Annotated in this window: 16 protein-coding genes; 5 read left to right on the forward strand and 11 right to left on the reverse strand. The window is 69.4% G+C overall.

What is annotated here, in order from left to right; translation table 11 throughout:
• Positions 1-139: 139 nt before the first annotated feature.
• The 3 genes from H5J31_RS01820 to H5J31_RS39720 are packed head-to-tail and all read right to left on the reverse strand — an operon-like array spanning position 140 to position 3812.
• The gene (locus tag H5J31_RS01820) at positions 140-2686 is read right to left on the reverse strand and encodes a cation-translocating P-type ATPase (RefSeq protein WP_181770631.1); all 2547 of its coding nucleotides are present in this window, start codon (positions 2684-2686) and stop codon (positions 140-142) included.
• Positions 2683-3591 (reverse strand): universal stress protein, encoded by a 909-nt coding sequence (locus tag H5J31_RS01825; protein ID WP_181770632.1) that lies wholly within the window; start codon positions 3589-3591, stop codon positions 2683-2685. Before H5J31_RS01825 ends, H5J31_RS01820 begins: the two co-directional genes overlap by 4 nt.
• 44 nt (positions 3592-3635) lie before the next feature.
• Positions 3636-3812: a hypothetical protein gene (locus H5J31_RS39720; RefSeq protein ID WP_236004502.1), complete on the reverse strand. Its 177-nt coding sequence runs from the start codon at positions 3810-3812 to the stop codon at positions 3636-3638.
• 236 nt (positions 3813-4048) lie between these two features.
• On the opposite strand from H5J31_RS39720, the gene H5J31_RS01835 reads away from it, so the two are divergent.
• Positions 4049-5128, forward strand: coding sequence for a hypothetical protein (locus tag H5J31_RS01835; protein WP_181770633.1), 1080 nt, complete (start codon positions 4049-4051; stop codon positions 5126-5128).
• Here the strand turns inward: H5J31_RS01835 and H5J31_RS01840 are convergent.
• The 3 genes from H5J31_RS01840 to H5J31_RS01850 form a co-directional block, all read right to left on the reverse strand.
• Positions 5098-5862, reverse strand: a complete 765-nt coding sequence (locus tag H5J31_RS01840; protein ID WP_181770634.1) for a DUF4386 domain-containing protein — start codon at positions 5860-5862, stop codon at positions 5098-5100. The two genes, H5J31_RS01835 and H5J31_RS01840, sit on opposite strands and share 31 nt — an antisense overlap.
• 17 nt (positions 5863-5879) lie before the next feature.
• Complete coding sequence (locus H5J31_RS01845; RefSeq protein WP_181770635.1) at positions 5880-6596, reverse strand: DUF4386 domain-containing protein; 717 nt, start codon at positions 6594-6596, stop codon at positions 5880-5882.
• A gap of 191 nt (positions 6597-6787) precedes the next feature.
• A complete protein-coding gene (locus H5J31_RS01850) occupies positions 6788-7354 on the reverse strand; it encodes a hypothetical protein (RefSeq protein ID WP_181770636.1) in 567 nt (188 codons plus the stop codon).
• Between the two features lie 260 nt (positions 7355-7614).
• On the opposite strand from H5J31_RS01850, the gene H5J31_RS01855 reads away from it, so the two are divergent.
• Both H5J31_RS01855 and H5J31_RS01860 read left to right on the forward strand, forming a co-directional pair.
• Positions 7615-10455, forward strand: a complete 2841-nt coding sequence (locus H5J31_RS01855; protein ID WP_181770637.1) for an AfsR/SARP family transcriptional regulator — start codon at positions 7615-7617, stop codon at positions 10453-10455.
• Positions 10456-10523: 68 nt separating this feature from the next.
• Positions 10524-11423 (forward strand): hypothetical protein, encoded by a 900-nt coding sequence (locus H5J31_RS01860; protein WP_181770638.1) that lies wholly within the window; start codon positions 10524-10526, stop codon positions 11421-11423.
• Positions 11424-11517: 94 nt separating this feature from the next.
• Here the strand turns inward: H5J31_RS01860 and H5J31_RS01865 are convergent, their stop codons facing one another.
• Both H5J31_RS01865 and H5J31_RS01870 read right to left on the reverse strand, forming a co-directional pair.
• Positions 11518-12198: a dioxygenase family protein gene (locus tag H5J31_RS01865; protein ID WP_181770639.1), complete on the reverse strand. Its 681-nt coding sequence runs from the start codon at positions 12196-12198 to the stop codon at positions 11518-11520.
• A 140-nt stretch (positions 12199-12338) separates the two neighbouring features.
• Positions 12339-13313: a LysR family transcriptional regulator gene (locus H5J31_RS01870; RefSeq protein WP_181770640.1), complete on the reverse strand. Its 975-nt coding sequence runs from the start codon at positions 13311-13313 to the stop codon at positions 12339-12341.
• 359 nt (positions 13314-13672) lie between these two features.
• On the opposite strand from H5J31_RS01870, the gene map reads away from it, so the two are divergent.
• Positions 13673-14497 (forward strand): type I methionyl aminopeptidase, encoded by an 825-nt coding sequence (gene map, locus H5J31_RS01875; RefSeq protein WP_181770641.1) that lies wholly within the window; start codon positions 13673-13675, stop codon positions 14495-14497.
• 195 nt (positions 14498-14692) lie between these two features.
• Here the strand turns inward: map and H5J31_RS01880 are convergent, their stop codons facing one another.
• The gene (locus H5J31_RS01880) at positions 14693-15316 is read right to left on the reverse strand and encodes an NAD(P)-dependent oxidoreductase (protein ID WP_181770642.1); all 624 of its coding nucleotides are present in this window, start codon (positions 15314-15316) and stop codon (positions 14693-14695) included.
• 30 nt (positions 15317-15346) lie between these two features.
• Entirely contained in the window at positions 15347-16129 is a 783-nt protein-coding gene (locus H5J31_RS01885; RefSeq protein WP_181770643.1) for an inositol monophosphatase family protein, read from the reverse strand.
• 106 nt (positions 16130-16235) lie between these two features.
• Between H5J31_RS01885 and H5J31_RS01890 the strand changes: the two genes are divergently transcribed.
• Complete coding sequence (locus H5J31_RS01890) at positions 16236-17147, forward strand: LysR family transcriptional regulator (protein WP_181770644.1); 912 nt, start codon at positions 16236-16238, stop codon at positions 17145-17147.
• A gap of 5 nt (positions 17148-17152) precedes the next feature.
• On the opposite strand, the gene H5J31_RS01895 is transcribed toward H5J31_RS01890, so the two are convergent.
• Positions 17153-17485 carry a hypothetical protein gene (locus tag H5J31_RS01895; RefSeq protein ID WP_181770645.1) on the reverse strand — a complete coding sequence of 111 codons (333 nt, stop codon included), beginning with the start codon at positions 17483-17485 and terminating at the stop codon, positions 17153-17155.
• Positions 17486-17487 lie beyond the last annotated feature (2 nt).

A 17487-nucleotide genomic window follows, 5' to 3' on the forward strand; every position in this document is an offset into this window, starting at 1 on the left:
CTCAACCAGATTGCTGGAGCCGCGGGGCCCGCCTCCAGAGCCTCATGGGGTTCTCTCCACGCCGGAGGGACCGAACGCGAGGGACCAAAGTCCCTCGCGGGGCACGTCTTTCCCCCGGTCCGGGTCCACCCGACGACCATCACCGGGTCCGCGCCCGGAAGGCCTTGTGCAGGGTGTCCGCCAGCAGGACCACCGGAACGGTGGCGAACGCCAGCACCCAGCCGAGCGGCCCCGGGAAGGCGCCGCCGAGCAGACCGGGCAACGGCGGCAGCAGCAGGAACAGCGACAGCATCCCGAGTTCGAACACGAGGGCGTACAACAGGAGCGGGTTCCCCAGGACACCGACCCGGCCGATCCAACGTGACTCGCTGCGGCAGGCGAAGGCGTTGGCGAGCTGGCCGAGCACGATGGCCGCGAACGCGGTGCCCGACGCGACGGCGAGCAGATCGGGGTCGGGCGTATCGCCGAACCACCATCCGCCGGCGAGCAGCACGATCAGGAACCCGGCCATCGACATCAGGGCCTCCGCCGGCCCGAGCACGCCGAAGGCCCGGCGGGCCAGCCTGCCGTCGATGAGGGATCCACCCCGCGCGGGCCCGGCCATCGTGCGCTTGTTCGGGGGCTCCGCCCCGAGTGCCACGGCGGGCAGCAGATCCGTGCCGATGTCGAGCGCCAGCACCTGCAGCACCGTGATGGCGAGCGGGATCTGCCCGCCGGCGAGCGCCCACACCGCGAACGGCGTCAGCTCGGCGACGTTGTCGGTGAGGTGATAGGTGAGGAAGCGGCGGATGTTGACGAAGGTCGCCCGCCCGAGCTCCACGGCACCCACGATGGTGCCGAAGTGGTCGTCGAGCAGTACGAGATCCGCTGCTTCCCGGGCGACGTCGCTGCCTGAGGCCCCCATCGCGATGCCGATGTCCGCGGTACGGAGGGCGGGACCGTCGTTGACCCCGTCGCCGGTCATCGCCACGACGTGTCCCCGCGCCTGCAGCGCCTTGGCGATCCGCAGCTTCTCCTCCGGAGCCACTCGCGCCACGACGACACCGTCGACGTCGATCAGTTCGCCTAGCTCACCGTCGTCGGCGGGCAGGTTCTTTCCCTCCACGACGAGTTTTCTCTCGCCCATCAGGCCGACTTCGGCGGCGATCGCGGCCGCCGTGCCGGGATGGTCGCCGGTGATCATCGCCAGCCGGATCCCCGCTCGGCGGCAGGAGGCGATCGCGGCGCCGACGTCGGGCCTCGGCGGATCCTGGAGACCGACCAGCCCGAGAAGTTCCAGATCGCGCTCACTGTCCTCTGTGGATGCCCGGCCGCGGTGCGCGATGGCGAGGACCCGCAGGCCCTCCGCGCTCATCGCGGTGACGGCGTCCTCCGCCTCGTCCGGCACCCCCAGGCACAACGGCAGGACGCTGTCCGGGGCACCGGACACGTGTACTCCGTCCCGGTCGGTCGAGGACGAACGCCGTCGGTGCGGATCGAACGGACGTCGCTCGATCGGCGACGGCGGTGGCGGCACGTCCGCGCGTGCGGCCAGGACGTGCAAGGCCACCTCCATCGGATCGCCGACCGGCTTCCACTGTCCCGCCTGTTCGACGGCGTGGGCATCCGGCGAGCACCGCGCCGCGGAATCGGCGAGAGCCGACGCGGCCGCCACCGCTCCCGGCGTCCCGCTCAGCTCACCTGAAGGCCGGTATCCCTCCCCGGTGACCGTCACGGTCCCGGCGGGCGTCCACACCCGCACGACCGACATTTCGTTCCTGGTCAGGGTTCCGGTCTTGTCGGTGCAGATGAAGGTGGTCGCCCCGAGGGTTTCGACGGCTTCGAGCCGTCGCACCAGAGCCTTGCGGCCCGCCATCTTCTGCGCCGCACGGGCCAAGGACAACGTGACCGTCGGCAGCAGCCCTTCGGGGACGAGCGCGACCGTCACCCCGATCGCGAACAGGAGGCTTTCCGTGGCGGTGCGGCCGAGTCCGAACGCGGTGCCGAAGAAGACGCAGCCGACCACGACGGCGACCAGGGCGATCACCCGGACCACCAGGTGCAGCTGCGTGGTCAGCGGACTCCGGGGCCGCACCGCGCCCGCCGTCACCGCCGAGATCCCGGCCAGCCGCGAGCGGGCACCGGTGGCGGTCACCAAGGCGGCGGCGTGGCCCTCGGTGACGTAGGTACCGGCGTGCACCGTGCCGCCCGGCTCCAGCCGGACGGGGCGGCTCTCGCCGGTCAGCATGGATTCGTCCACCGAAAGCCGTCCGGCTTCGATCAGGCTCCCGTCGGCGCAGATCCGGTCGCCTGCTTCGAGCAGGACGACGTCGCCGACGACGAGGTCCACCGCGCCGACCACCTTCGCGCGTCCGCCGCGGCGCACCGTCGCCCGCACCGGCAGCAGATCGCGCAGGCGTTCGGCGGCGCGATCCGCGCGGTATTCCTGCGCGAAGGAGAACACGCCGTTCAACAGCACGACCACCGCGATCGCGATGGCGAGGGCGGGCATCCCGGCGACCAAGGCCAGCCCCGCGGCCACCCACAGCATGATCGCGAAGAAATGGACGAACTGGCCGGCCAGCACGAGCGCCGGGTGCTTCCGTTTCGGTGCCGGCAGGACGTTCGGTCCGTCCCGCCGCAACGTGGCCTCCGCCTCGTCGTCGGTGAGACCCGCCGGTTCCCGGGCGAGACCCGCGCCGATCACCGTTTCCCGTCTTCCCGTGCACGGGCGACGATCACCGGGCAGAGCGCGGCGGACAGGACCCGTTGGCCGGTCGAACCGAGCAGCATCCCGGCGACCCCGCCCCGGCCGCGACTGCCGACGATCAGCAACCGGGCACGGTCGGCGTATCCGAGCAGTTCGTCGGACGCCCGGCCCCGGGTGACCACCCGCTCGACCGGCACGTCCGGATGGGTCTCCTGCCAGCCTGCCAAGCGCTCGGCCAGGACCTCGCCCTCCCGCTCCTCGATGTCCCGGGTGTCCAGGGTCCATCGCGCCTCGGCGAACAGGGCCGAGAGGAAGGCGTCGTCCCAGCAGTGGAGGGCGACCAGCGGCGCGCCCCGCCAGGACGCCTCCTGGAACGCGAGGGCCAGCGCCGCCTCGCTCGCCCGTGAACCGTCGACGCCCACGACGACCGGGCCTTCGGCGGGAGCCTCGTCTTCCGCGACATGGGGACGCACCACCGCGACCGGGCATCGGGCGTGCGTCGCCACGGCGATCGCCACCGAGCCGACCAGCGCCCGGCCGAGCGGCCGGATCTGCTCGGCCCCCAGTACCAGCAGCGCCGCGTCCTCCGACGCCGCGAGCAGCGCTTGTGCCGGCCTCTCGTGCCGCAGGATCGCGACGACCTCGATCGAGGGATCGGCTTCCCGGGCGACCTCGCGAGCGTGGCGCAGCAGGCGATGCCCGCGCATCCGCGCCTTCTCGGCCAGGTCCTCGTGCAGCGGCAGCGAACGTGGATAGCGCAGCTCTTCGTCGTCGATCGCGTGGACCAACCGCAGTTCGGCGTGGCGGTGGCGGGCCTCGGCGGCCGCCCAGCGCACCACCCGCGAGGCGGATTCCGCACCGTCGATTCCGACGACCACGGCCTGACCCGAGTGTTCCGGCATGACTTCGTCCCCGTTTCCCTGTTTCCGTCTTACGTGGCCTGGTCTCAGAACCCGCGTCCGAGTAGTTCGTCGACGGCGCGGCGCGGGCTGCTCGGCACCGTCCCGGACGGATAGCCGAAGCGCATGAGTGCCTGGGCGAAACCCGGTAGTTCGAGGTCAGCGTCCCCGCCGCTCTCGCTCCACCATGTCCCGCCTCCGCTCCCGCACCGCTTCGGGTTCAAACGGTGCTCCCGGCGGAGAGCGGCGCGCAGGTACGGAGGACACCTATCGTCGGGACCTAAGCCCCGCCGGACCAGGCCAACGGCACTTGCCGGCGAATCGTCGTCCCCGGCCGCCGCGGGCCGCTGTCCTAAAAGGAGTGTCCTGACGGGACGGGTGGCGTTCCGGCGACACCGATTTTCACCCGGTCAGTCCACTTTCCACCGTTGCAAGCCTTCAGTCACTAGGCTTCGCAGCCGTGCCCGATCCGTCCACTCCGCAGGCGACACCAGCCGAGGCGACCGGCTACACCGCGATCGACCTCCGGCCGCTGGCCGACGGCGAAGGTACCTGCGCGTACGCCGTCAACGACGCGGGAACGATCGTCGGCGAGTCCGGTTCACGGCCCGCCCGCTGGGATCTCGACGGACTTCCCTCGGCGCTCCCCGCCCTTGACGGTTTCTCCGGCGGACGCGGCGGAAGTGTCAACGCGTCGGGCGTCGTCGCCGGAGCGCTTTACCGCGGCGAGGATCTCCACCCCGTGCGCTGGGATCCGGACGGCCGCGTGCACGGCCTCGTGCTTCCCGACGGCATGGTGTCCGGCACGGCGATCCGGATCAACGGACGCGGATCGATCCTGGGGAACGCGATGCGACCCGGCTACCACTCGCGAGCGCTGCGCTGGGATCCCGATGGCGAACCGGTATGCCTCGGCACGTTGCCGGGGAACGGCGAGACCCAGGCACACGGGATGAACGAGCTGGACGAGGTAGCCGGATCCGCCAGGGACGGGGCCGGTATCCGCGCCGCGGTGCGGTGGGACCGCACCGGCAAGATCAGCAAACTGCCTCCGCCTCGCCGCGCGACCGCCTGCGACATCAACGACCCCGGCGCGGTCCTCGGCGACGGCGTGGTGTGGAAGCGCGACGGCGGAACCACCTTGCTGGAAGGCGATCCGGGGTTCACCGCGGGCCAGGCCGTCCGGATCACCGGCTCCGGCGCCGCGATCGGATGGGGTGTGACCACCGACCGGCACGCGACCTGCGTCCGGTGGGACGCCGCCGGCCGGCCCACCAGACTGGTCCCGCTTCCGTCCGACGTCGCCACCACTTGTTTCGACATCGACGACGCCGGAACGGTCGTCGGGGAATCCGTGAATGACGGATCGGTCCGGCCCGTGCACTGGGACGCCGAGGCGATCCCGATCCCGCTGCCGTCGCCGCCCGGTCTCGTGGCGATGGTGGCCCAGCACATCAACCGGACCGGCACGGTCATCATCGGCTACGGATTCGACGCGGCGGGCGCCACCTATCGCGGGATCGCCTGGCTCCGGGTGTGAACCGGGAAGGTGAATCCCTTGACGAACAGCCAGATCGGCAGGACCACCTCGAAGACGCCGCCCGGGACCAGCGCGACGAGCCCGACGCCTTGGGTCACGTCGACCACGCCGAACAGGTCGAGGACGCATCCGGCCAGCAACGTCGGATAGCTGACGATGCCGAGGACCGCGAGCCAGCGCGGGACGAGTCCCGATCGGTGGAGCAGGATGGACATGCACAGGCCCGCCGCGGTGACGACCAGATAGATCAGCATGGTGGCGACGCCCTGCTGCGCTTTCAGCGAAGCGCCGAGACTCGCCGACGTGGAGGCGTCGATCGTGCCGTCACGCAGGCCGGCCCCGAGTTCGATCACCATCAGCGGGACGGCCAGGTAGAACAGGCTCGCGGCGAGTTCGGTGACTCGGAAGCCGATGTGCGCCAACGCCAGTGCTTCGCCGTGGTGTTTCACCAAGGGGAAGAGGAGGACGGCGATGCCCACCACCCCGAACTGCCCGGCCAGCAGAAGGGCACCGGTGGCCAGCGCTCCGGTTTGCGTGGAGGCGCCGGCCGGGAAGTCCGGGCTGCCCAGTACCCCGCTGGTGAGCGAGTCGGCGAAGATGAACGCGACCGTGGCGGCGAGGAACAGGAGTCCGATGAGGACCGCGGTCTTGCGGGTGGACGCCGTCGTCGGCCCGCTCGGCCGGTCGAGTGGGCCGGCGTCCGGAGGGCTGATCGATCTTTCTGGTGCAGCCATGGGAATTCACTCTCTATTCAGTTGGAGGAACCGGTCGAGGTGACCCGTCGGCCCTGGATCACGAGCCACAGCGCCAGGAGGAACTCGCCGAGGAACGTGTAGGTGGAGACATCGGTCCAGCCATTCGGGGAGAACAGCACGCCGAAGGTGTCGATCACGTAGCCGAGCCCCGCGACGGCCAGCAGGACACCCAGCACCCTCGGCACATACCCTGATCGATACGCCAGGTAGCCCAAGACGAGCAGATGGATTCCGAACAAGCCGAGGGACATCATCCACAGGTCGGCGAACGCGGTGATCTCCAGCAATGCCTGGGCATTCAGCTGATCCGCGTCGAACACCCCGAGGTAGGCATCGCCCGCGAACAGGCGAAGCGGCCCGAAGAGCTGACCGATCGCGACGAGGAAGACCCCCGAATACACGAGTCTGAACGCCGCCGCGACCATCGAGAGATTCCGGTTCACCGGGCTGAACACGCGATACAGTCCCCACGCCACGACGACGTCGAGCGCGATCACCAGGAAAAGACTGGCGATACCGAGCCGGAAAAGCCCCGCGGATTCGGTGATGTCCCTCGCCGTCCGCGCCGCGTCTCCTGGCGTCACCAGCCCGTCCACCGCGACGAACTTGCCGAAACCGGCCAGCACCGACATGAGCAGCAGACCGACTCCGGCCGTGACGCTCGCGGCGTGGATCGGCCGCTCGACCTTCACTTCGGACGAGGTTGACGACATATCCGCGGCCCCCTTGGGCGTCGGCGAAACCTGCCAGCGCCGCCGAAGTCCGGAGCGGATGTCCGGTGCGCCATCGAGAAAGGCGCGTAATCAGCCTAGACCTCGGCGGTACCGCCGAACAGGGCGGCACGGCTGACCGGCGCGGCACAGGCGTACCTGCGACACCGCCGGTCAGCCGGACCGGTCCGGCCTCAGCAGGGCTGTACGTCGGCGACGAAACTGAAGGTGGTCAGGGCCGCACCCGTTCTGGTGCCCGCTTCCGAACCGTCGGTGTCCCCGACGAAGGACCAGCCACTGACGAAGCTGTCCGTGACCTGACCCGCGAACGCGTCGACCGCGTGATCGGTGTCGCGATAGCGGATTTCCTCATATCCTCCCCGGCTGACGCTCCGGACGCACTGCCCCGGCGGTGCCACGTAGATCAGGAAGTCGGGCGACGTCCCCCTCGCGTGCGTGAAGTCGGCCCTCGTTTCGATCGCGTCCATGAAGATCCTGACCCGCAGGCGATTCGTGCCCACTCCCACCAGCGTCGCGCTGGCGAAGACGTCCGGACCGTGCCCGTTGAACTCGGCGTCTCCCCCGACCCGCGGCGGGATGTAGCGGTTGTCCACCGGGATCCGCTTGGCCGAGATGACCACCGACGCGAGCGTGCCGGCACCTCCTTGCCCCGCCGAGCCGGACGACGCGACGGCGGCAGGCGCGACGGACAGACCGAACACGGCCGCCATCGCCCCGATACTCAACACTGACTTTCGCATGGCATTCTCCCCTTATCCCTGTTTCCGTGCCGGATTTCGTTTCTAGGGCCAGTTCCCGTCGATCCGGTTCGAGACTTAGACCTCGTCGGCGAACTCACCGTGGCAGGGGCTGTCGACAAGCCGTCGACAGCCGGTCGACAGTCCTTCCGCCGGAGCGGCCGGCCCTGGCCGATCGGACGAGTCGACGTATCTGGGCCTGGCCACCTCGGCTCATGTCACCGACGCGTTTCTCGGCAGAGCAGGGCGGGTGGTGCGGGACCGTGGGAGAAGTCGGGCCGGTACCGGCACACGGTGAGTGGACCGTCGGCGTGCTCGGCCCGTTGGAGGTCGCCGTGGACGGCCGGGTCGTCGAGGATTTGGGCGGCCCCCGGTTACGTCTCGTGCTGGCGCTGCTGGCGGCCGACGCGGGCCGCGCGGTGAGCGTGGCGGCGCTGGTGGAGAGCCTGTGGAGGACGGAGGCCCCGCCGGACGCCGCGCGGACGACGCGCACCTATGTCTCGCGGCTGCGCAAGACGCTGCGGCGGACCGGGGCGGAAGATCTGATCGTGACGCGGCCGCCCGGCTACGCGCTGCGCCGGGAGCCGGACATGCTGGACGCGCGACGGTTCGAACGGCTTGCCGTGGCCGGGCGGCGGGCCCTCGACGCGGGGCAGCCGGACGCCGCCGCCGAACGGTTGGCCTCGGCGCTGGCGTTGTGGCGCGGCGAGGCGTACGGCGAATTCACCGACACCGCCGCGCTTCACGCCGAAGGCACCCCGCTGGAGCGGCTCCGCCTGACCGCCGTGCAGGATCGGATCGCGGCGGATCTGGCGACCGGGAAGAACGAGGTTCTGGTCGCCGAACTGGAGGGTCTGCTCGCACGGCACCCCGGGCACGAGCGGCTCTGGGGTCAGCTGATGACGGCCCTGTACCGGGCCGGACGCCAGGCCGACGCGCTGAGCGCGTTCCACCGGGCCCGCGAGGTGCTCATCGAGGATTCCGGCGTGGAGCCCTCCGCCGGGCTCTCCGAAATCCATCGGCAGGTCTTGGCCCAGGACTCGCGCCTGCTCCTCGCGCGCGCCACGTCTTCGGCCGCGGCCCGTCCGGCGCAATTGCCGCCGGCCGTGCGCTCCTTCACCGGCCGCGGCGGCGAACTGGCCGAACTGGAGGCGATCCTGCCGGGCAAGTCCGCACCGGTGGCGATCGCCACGGTGTCCGGCAGCGCCGGAGTGGGAAAGACCGCGCTGGCCGTGCACTGGGCTCACCGGGTCGCCGCCCGGTTCCCGGACGGGCAGTTGTACGTGAACCTGCGAGGGTTCGGCACCGCCGGATCCGCGCTCGACCCCGCCGACGCGCTGCGAGGGTTCCTCCGCGCTCTCGGTGTTCCCGAGGCGCGGCTCCCGGTGGATCGTGACGCGCTGACCGGCCTCTACCGCAGTGCGCTCGCCGGCAAGCAGATGCTGGTGGTTCTGGACAACGCGGGAGACCTCGAACAGGTCCGCCCTCTGCTCCCCGGTTCTCCGGGCTGCCTGGTCGTGGTGACCAGCCGACACCGGTTCACCCCTCTCGTCGCCGTCGAAGGCGCTCACGCGCTGGACCTGGGTCTGCTGCCTCATGCCGAGGCACGAGACCTCCTCGTTCACCGTCTCGGGCCGGACCGGGTGGCGAACGAACCCTTGGCGATCGAAGCGATCATCGAAGGATGTGCGCGGCTGCCGCTGGCACTGGCCATCGTCGCCGCCCAGGCCACCAGCCGTCCCGGCTTCCGGCTCGCCACGCTGGTGGCGCAGCTACGCGATGCCACCAGCGCGCTGGACACCCTCCGCGGTGGCGACCCGGCCACCGACGTCCGTGCCGTGTTCTCCTGGTCCTATCACGCGTTGAACCCGACGGCGGCGAGGATGTTCCGCCTGCTGGGCCTGCATCCCGGCGCGGAGATCGGGACGGCGGCCGCCGCCAGCCTCGCCGGTGTCCCGCTCCGGCAGGCGCGGACGCTGCTGGCCGAACTGACGGGAGCCAACCTCCTCACCGAACACGCCCCCGGCAGATTCGGCTTCCACGACCTGCTCCGTGCCTACGCCGCCGAGCAAGCCACCGCCCACGACGCCGACGACCCGCCACGGACGGTCCGGCACCGGCTGCTCGACCATTACCTGCACACCGCGCACGACGCGGCCCTGCTGCTCCACCCGCATCGCTTCCACCCTTTCGCCCTGACGGCACCGGAAGCCGGGACCACCGTCGAGCGACCGGCCGACGTCGAACGGGCGCTGGTCTGGTTCACCACCGAGCGCCCCACCCTCCTGGCCGTCATCGGCACCGCCGTCGGTACCGGGGCCGACACCCACACCTGCCGGCTGGCCTGGTCCCTTTCGACCTTCCTCGAACGGCAAGGGCACTGGCACGACCTGGCCACGGCACAACGCGCCGCGCTCGTAGGCGCGCGGCGGCTGGCCGATCGGCACACCCAGGCCCAAGCCCACCAAGACCTGGCGGGCGCCGAAATCCGGCTGGGCGGGTACTCCGACGCCCACACCCACCTGAGAGCCGCCCTCGCCCTGTTCTCCCGGCTCGGTGACCGTGCCGGACAAGCCCACACCCACCTCGACCTCGCCTGGCTGTTCGAACGGCAGAACCGCCACGCCGAGGCACTCGGCCACGCCTCGCAAGCCCTCGACCTGTTCACCGCCACCGGCCACCAGGACGGACAGGCCAGGGCCCTCAACCAGATCGGCTGGTGTCACGCCCACCTGGACGACCACCACCAAGCCCTCTCTCACTGCCGGCAAGCCCTTGCCCTGCACCGGAAACTCGGCGACCGGGCCGGCGAGGCGCATACCTGGGACAGCCTCGGCCACGCCCACCACCACCTCGGCGCCTCGCGGCACGCCACCGCCTGCTATCAGCACGCGCTCCGGCTGTTCCGCCAACTCGGCGATCGCTACAACGAAGCGGGCACCCTCACGCACCTCGGCAACATCCACCACGCCACCGACGACTCCGACGCCGCTCACACCATCTGGAACCACGCCCTCGCCATTCTCGGCGATCTCGACCGCCCAGCACCGACCGCGCTCATCTCACTTCCTGACGAGCCGACACAGGCCGCGGAAAGACCATGAGTCCCCGGAAAAACCCAGAACCCGGCGAACCCGACATGTGGGACCATCACGGGGTTTGGAGGCCGACCATGCGCTCACGGGCACACCTCACCTTCGAGACCGCGCTTCGATCCGCGATCGTCGACAGCGGTTTGACCCTGCACGCCGTCCAAGGCCGCCTCGCCCGCCGCGGCGTCCAGGTGGCGGTCGGGACCCTGAGCAGCTGGCAGACCGGCCTCAACCGCCCGGAACGAGCGGAGTCCCTGCGGGCGGTCGCCGCGCTCGAAGAGTTGTTCACCCTCGCCCCCGGCGCCCTGACAGCCCTGCTCGGCCCGCGCCGCCCTCGAGGCAGACTGTCCGCCGGAGGTCTGGAGCACCTGCGATTCGACGCCGTACCGGGCGGTCCGGCGGTCGCGAAGATCATCGGCGAGATCTGTCCCGAGATACCCAATGACGTCAAGGTCCTGCAGACGGAAGAAGAAGTGGTTCTCGCGCCAGGGCGGGTTCTCTACGAGATCCGGACACGGTTTCTCGCCCAGGCGGGCGCGGACGGTGTGGACCGGTGTTTCGCGGTGAACCTCGCCGACCGCGCCCACGACCTCGACACGGTTCAGGTGAAGGCCGTGCTGAACTGCCGGCCCGGCCGGGTCCGCAGGGACTATTCCCGGTGGCTGGTCGGCACGGAACTACTTCTCGACCGGGTCTACAACACGGGCGAAACGTTCTTGATCGAGTACTCGGCGGTCATCGACCAGCCGATCGACGAAGACGAATACTTTCGCGCCTTCGCCCGATCGGTCGGCCTCTACGTACTCCGCGTCCAGTTCGCCTCGTCGGAACTTCCCGTCCGGTGCTACCAGTTCCGGACCGCACACGCCGACGAACCCCGCGCCGAACAAGAGATCCACTTGACGAACGCGCACTTCGCGCTCATGGCGGCCCAGAATCCCAGGCGTGGCGTCGCGGGCATCCGCTGGGAATGGGAATAGGGCGACCCGGTCCCCTCACCGATCAGGCCGGCTCTCGCTGGCCCTCCCGCCGGACCCCGTCGGCCTGTCCGGTCGCCGTGTTCGACGTCCCCGTTCACCCGCCGGTGAAGTTGAGGACGAAGTCGTAGGTACCGACACGGCCGCCCCCGCCGTTGCTCATCTTCATCAGGAGCCGGGGGTCGAAGATGGTGTCCCTGCTGTTGCCCGGTTCGCCGGGAAAGTAGAGCTGGGTGGTGAGGATGGGCCGGTTGGGCGCCTGCACTTTGACGTGAAGGTGTCGTGTACGGCCCGGGTAGAGACCCGGAACGATGGTGCTCAGGGTGAACTTGCCCGCGCTGTCGGTGTAGAAGTGACCGCGTAGCCGGTATCCCCGGTTGTCGTAGTTGCCGCCGTTGTCGGCCTGCCACCAATCCATCAGCGCGTTCGCCACCGGAGTGCAACTCCGGTTGTAGACGAAGCCGGTGACACGCAGCCGGGTGCCCACCATTCCGGGCTCCACCAGTTCGGAGCGTCGCGGCGAGCCGGGAGTGAAGTACGGGCCCTCCGTCTGTGCCACGGTCGGCCGATCGCCGTCCTGGCATTCCGGAGTGGCAGGCAGCAGACCGTCCTTCGCGTCCGGTCGGATAACGCCTTCCTGCGCCGAACTCACTCCGATTCCCGCAGCCAGGAGGAGCGGGACCGGTGCCGCCATGGCCGTCATCTTCAGCATCTTCTTGCGGGTGATCTCGTTGTCCGTCGAGCCGGCGTCGGCTTGGTCGTCGTTCTCGATGTTCATCGGACTCCTAGGTTCGTGGTGGAAACAGCCGAGAGGGGGCGAGGTCACCATCGTTGATCGTTCGCCGGCGGCCGGGGAGATCCCGGCGGGATATAGCACTTCCGGGCGACGCGATAGCGGCCTGGGATTACGGGCCCCGCTCAGAAGGTCGGTACCGTCGAACTGCCTTCCTCCAGCCACCACTGGTTGAAATAGTCGTTGCACTCCCGGCGACGGTGATAGATCTCGATGATGTGCGCGCAGATCTCCTCGATATGCGCGGCGATCGACGATCGTCGCCGGTACACCGCGAGCAGCCGCTGACGGAGTGGATTCCCGGCGAGGCCACGCAGGGCGAGCTTCTCTTCACGCGCCAAGAACGTGGCCGAGGCGGGTGCGATGGACCTGCTTCCGGAGAGCAGGGCGAAGGCCGCGACATCGGACAACACCTCGTGTCGTTGCTCGAACGTCACGCCCCGCTGATGGCCGACGTGGTGCAGGTAGGCGAGCCAGTGGCTCACCCCGGCGGGCTCGTCCAGCCAAGGATGTTCGGCGACCGACTCCACCCGCACGATGTCGTGGTCCGCCAAAGGATGCTCGGGATCCATGATGACCAAGACGGGCTCGTCCGGCACGAGGATCACTTCCCGCAACCCGTCGGGTACCCGCACGCCGAATCCCGGCCAGTCGTGGATCACCGCCAGGTCCAGCGTCCCGTCGGCCACCTCGTCGACGGCGGCCTGCGGATCGTATCGGACCTGGAGCCGCGCGCCGTGGCCCCAGCCGGTCCGGGTCATCCATCGCACCAATTCGACCTGCGCGAAACCGCAGCGCCCTCCGATACGCGCCGCGGTACCGGGAAACCCGTCCGCCCGCCGCGCTTGCGCCTCCCGCTGGATGCTCTGAAGTCCCCGCATCACGACGTAGGCGTCGTTGAGCACGTGGTGCCCGAACGGTGTCGGACTCGAACCGCTCTCGGCGCGCAGGAACAACGCGCCGCCCAGCGCACGCTCGATGCGCCGGAGCTGTCCGACGAGAGTGGGCTGGGAGACCCCGAGCTGTCGGGCGGCCCGGTTGACACTGCCGGCTTCCGCGATGGCCACGATCACTCGAAGGTGCCGGACTTCGACCTCCATGAACTCTCTCCATCCGGTCGGCGGGTGGTGGTGGACCGAGGATCGACAACACACCGGCGAGTAACGGGATGGCGCTCGCCGGCTGGAGATTCACCAGATTATCCAGGCGCCCGCCAACGATGAACGACGATGCGAACACGGTGCGTATACGATGAATCGACTGGCTTTAACCGTTTTCCGGCCCCCTGTTCACCGGGACCGCCGGTCTCGCGACTCTGGAATAACTCTGAATTTCCCGAGTAGCCGTCGTCGCGCGACTCGATCCGTCTCATGTGGACGCGACAACCCGACTGGTATTATTATACCGACCCCTGCTAGGGTGCCGGTATAATAATACCAACCCTGACCGTGAGGTACCCGTGATCGAACTGAAGACGCCCGCCGAGATCCAGCGCATGCACGTGACCGGACGGTTCGTCGCCGAGGTGCTCACCGAGATCGGCCGGATCGCCGACGTGGGCGTCAACCTCCTGGATCTGGAACACCACGCGCGCGGGATGATCGAGCGGCGCGGGGCGGAGTCGTGCTACTGGGACTACGAGCCGTCCTTCGGCAAGGGCCCGTTCCGCAACGTCATCTGTCTGGCGGTCAACGACGCCGTCCTGCACGGTCTCCCCCACGACTACACCCTGCGCGACGGGGACGTGCTCACCGCGGACCTGGCGGTCAAGATCGACGGCTGGGCGGCCGACTCCGCACGCACGGTCATCGTCGGGACCGCCGCCGAGGAGGACCTGCGGATCATCCGCGCCACTGAGGAAGCACTGGAGGCCGCGATCGAGATGGCGCGTCCGGGCAACCGCCTCGGTGACATCTCGGCGGCCATCGGGGCGGTGGCCGCCGGCCACGGCTATCCGGTCAACACCGAATTCGGCGGGCACAGCATCGGCCGCGAGATGCACGAGGACCTGCACATCCCCAACAAGGGCAAGGCGGGCCGCGGCCTGAAACTCCAGCCGGGACTGACCCTGGCGATCGAACCGTGGTTCGCCCGCACCACCGACCGGATCATCTTCGACGACGACGGCTGGACCATCCGCTCCGCCGACGGTTCCCGCACCGCCCATTCCGAACACACGGTGGCCATCACCGAGGACGCCCCACTGGTCCTCACCCGGCGCGAGCACGAGAACCCCCTGGAGAGCAACGCTTCCGCCGAAAGGACGTCCACAAAGGAGTCTTGACGCACAGGGCGCCCGACCCGGATTGCCACGTTCTCTTGAGGGGTAAGGCAAACGTTTCGTGTCTCAGCTACCCGCTCGTCAAGGTTGCGAAAGCCACTTTCGCAACCTTCGACGTTGCGAGAGTGGCTTTCGCAACACCTGCCGCGCGGCCGGACGCAACGACCGGCGCCGACCACGCCACCTTTGCCTTACCTCTCAATAAGTCTGGCGCAGGAACACGGCGACCGTGTCCGCGTCGGGGAAACGCGGCGTCTCCGCTTCCGCGACCATGAGGTCGGCGATCCCGGCGCGCGGCGCCAGGGGCGGGAAGAGCCGGGGCTCGTACTCCTCGGCGCGCAGCAGATTCCCGTTGCCCCGATAGGACTTGTCGGTCAAGGGTCCGGCGTGGACGGTGGTCCCGCCGACGTCCCGGACCACGCGGCCTGCCTCGCCCTTCGCGTCCCATTCGTAGCGCAGAACGCGTTCGAGGAGCGCGCCGGTGAGGGTGCCGAGCGCTCCTTGGGTGGCGCCCATGCCCAGCGAGGTGAGCCAGATGACGCGGGGCGCGGCCGAGGCGATCTCCCGGGCACCGTCGACGAGGATCGCGGGATCCTGCGTCTTGGTGATACCCAGACCGCTCAGCACGACGTCGGCGCCTTCGACGGCGGCGGCGACACTGCCGGGATCGGCCACGTCCGCCCGGACCACCCGAAGGTTCCCGGAGATATCGGCCTGCTCCGGTCTGCGGGCCAGCGCGATGACGTCATGACCGCGCTCCAGGGCACGGGCGACCAGCAGCCTGCCGGTCCGGCCGGTGGCGCCCAGTACGGCGATTTTCATCCTGTTCTCCCTTCACAGCAGGAAAAGTGATCAGACCTGCTCGGACAGGACGGTGACGGCCCGCGCGTGCAGCCCCGGGGCGGATGCCAGGAAGTCCTTACTGGCCAAGGTCCACGGTTCTCCCCGGGTGTCGGTGACCATGCCGCCCGCCTCGGCGACCAGCAGCGCACCGGGCAGCAGGCCCGAACGCACGTCGGAGAACTGCCAAAAGACGTCCATGCGGCCGGCCGCGACGTGGATGAGCTGCATGGTCGCGGGTACGGAGACGCGAACCACCAGTGCGTCGAGGAGCATGGCGGTCACCGAGGAACCCATCCGGCGGAGGTCTTCCTCCTTCTCACCGGGTTTGGCCTGCCCGGTGCCGACGAGTGCCGCTTTCAGCTCTGATTTCGCGGAGACGCGCAACGGCACCCCGTCGAGGTGCGCCCCGCCGCCTCGGACGGCGGTGTAGGTCTCGCCGGTCAAGGGCACGTGCACGACGGCCAGCACCGGGACGTTGTCGCGCACCAGGGTGGCGGTCACCGACCACTCCCCCATGCCGTGGATGTGGTTGATGTTGCCCTCGGCGGTGTCCACCACCCACCATTCGCCCTCGGGCAGCGGTCCGCCCGCCAGTTCGTCTTCGGCCCACCGGGAACCGGGCCGCGTCCGCAACAGAGGTTCCTTGACGACTTCGAGGATCGCCTCGTCGTTGGCGTCGATTTCGCGGACGATCTCCCCGAAATCACCGGGACGGGCATCGACGTCGTATCGCTTGAGCAGGCGTTCGCCGGCTGCCTTCACCACGGCCACGACGGCGGGGAGAACGTCCATGATCACTCCTTGGGAAGGGATTTCGTAGTTTCTTGGCTCGCTTTCGACACTAAGAGCGGGCATCATTAACAGCAAATGCAATCTAGTTACGGCTGGGTTTACTCATATGCAACTGGACTTGAACCTGCTTCTCGCCCTCGACGCTCTGTTGGAAGAGGGCAGCGTGACCGGCGCCGCGGCCCGTCTCCACGTCACCGCGCCCGCGATGAGCCGCACCCTGGGCCGTATCCGCCGGGCCACCGGTGACCAGATCCTCGTACGCACCGGCCGGACCATGACGCCGACTCCGCGTGCCCTGGCCCTCCGCGAGACCGTGCACGACCTGGTCCAGCGGGCTCAGGTCGTGCTCTCCCCGGACACCGACGTCGACCTGGCCACCCTGGAGCGGACCTTCATCCTGAAATGGCACGACGCCCTGGCGGCCGCGGCGGGACCGGCTCTGCTCCATTCCGTGCGAGCCGAGGCACCTGGCGTCCGTCTCCGCTTCATGGCCGAAGCCGGCAGCGACGTCCAGGACCCGCGACGAGGGGACATCGACCTCGAAGCCGGGGCGGCCACGCCCTCCGCACCCGAGCACCGTCACGAGATCGTGGGCCACGACCGGCTCGTGCTCGCCCTGCGCCCGGAGCACCCGCTCAACGGTGGCGCCCTCACCCTCGATGACTACGCGGCCGCGGAACACATCACCGTGTCACGCCGGGGAAGGCTGCGGGACCCCATCGACGACGCCTTGGCGGCACAGGGCCTCGAACGGCATGTGGTCGCCGCCGCCCCGACCAACGTCGCGGCACTGCAGTTCGTCCGTCACCACGACCTCGTCGCGGCGGTCCCCGAGCTCGTCAGCCGCCCGCTGCTTCAGGACCTCGGGCTCCGCGTTGCGCCGTTGCCGGTGGCGATGCCCGCCATCCCCATCCAGCTCACCTGGCATCAGCGTTACGACAACGACCCCGCGCACGCCTGGCTGCGAGGCCGGGCCCGGGCCGCACTACGGGAAGCCGCCGGCCCGGGCGATACGTGAGTGCGTCAGCTGACGACTTTCTCCACCTCGTCGGAGATCTTGGCGACCAGCTCGGTGAACTGAGAGGCACCGGAAAGCAGGTTCTTCGCCTTCTCCCAGCATCGGCGCATCACGGCGGGCTCGCCGTCGCCCCGGCTGACGTCCGTTGCCAGATCGTCGAGGACGTCGTCGAGAACTTCCTGTTTGGGCAGGTTGCCGCCACGGAGTTCGGCCTGGAGACGGCCGATCAGGTCGAGCAGTTCCTTCGTCGTGTCGGCGGTATCGCCGGATACGCCGGTCTGGGTGATGTCCCCCGAGTTGTCCCGGCCCACGTTGATCTTCTGGTTGATCCGGTGCACGA

This window comes from Amycolatopsis pittospori, from assembly GCF_013870525.1.
Lineage (GTDB): Bacteria > Actinomycetota > Actinomycetes > Mycobacteriales > Pseudonocardiaceae > Amycolatopsis > Amycolatopsis pittospori.

Excerpts from the sequence above, each read along its gene's own strand:
- H5J31_RS01825 (WP_181770632.1), bottom strand. The coding sequence starts at position 3,591 with ATGCCGGAACACTCGGGTCAGGCCGTGGTCGTCGGAATCGACGGTGCG.
- H5J31_RS01840 (WP_181770634.1), bottom strand. The coding sequence starts at position 5,862 with ATGGCTGCACCAGAAAGATCGATCAGCCCTCCGGACGCCGGCCCACTC.
- H5J31_RS01845 (WP_181770635.1), bottom strand. The coding sequence starts at position 6,596 with ATGTCGTCAACCTCGTCCGAAGTGAAGGTCGAGCGGCCGATCCACGCC.
- H5J31_RS01850 (WP_181770636.1), bottom strand. The coding sequence starts at position 7,354 with ATGCGAAAGTCAGTGTTGAGTATCGGGGCGATGGCGGCCGTGTTCGGT.
- H5J31_RS01860 (WP_181770638.1), top strand. The coding sequence starts at position 10,524 with ATGCGCTCACGGGCACACCTCACCTTCGAGACCGCGCTTCGATCCGCG.
- H5J31_RS01865 (WP_181770639.1), bottom strand. The coding sequence starts at position 12,198 with ATGAACATCGAGAACGACGACCAAGCCGACGCCGGCTCGACGGACAAC.
- H5J31_RS01870 (WP_181770640.1), bottom strand. The coding sequence starts at position 13,313 with ATGGAGGTCGAAGTCCGGCACCTTCGAGTGATCGTGGCCATCGCGGAA.
- H5J31_RS01880 (WP_181770642.1), bottom strand. The coding sequence starts at position 15,316 with ATGAAAATCGCCGTACTGGGCGCCACCGGCCGGACCGGCAGGCTGCTG.
- H5J31_RS01885 (WP_181770643.1), bottom strand. The coding sequence starts at position 16,129 with ATGGACGTTCTCCCCGCCGTCGTGGCCGTGGTGAAGGCAGCCGGCGAA.
- H5J31_RS01890 (WP_181770644.1), top strand. The coding sequence starts at position 16,236 with ATGCAACTGGACTTGAACCTGCTTCTCGCCCTCGACGCTCTGTTGGAA.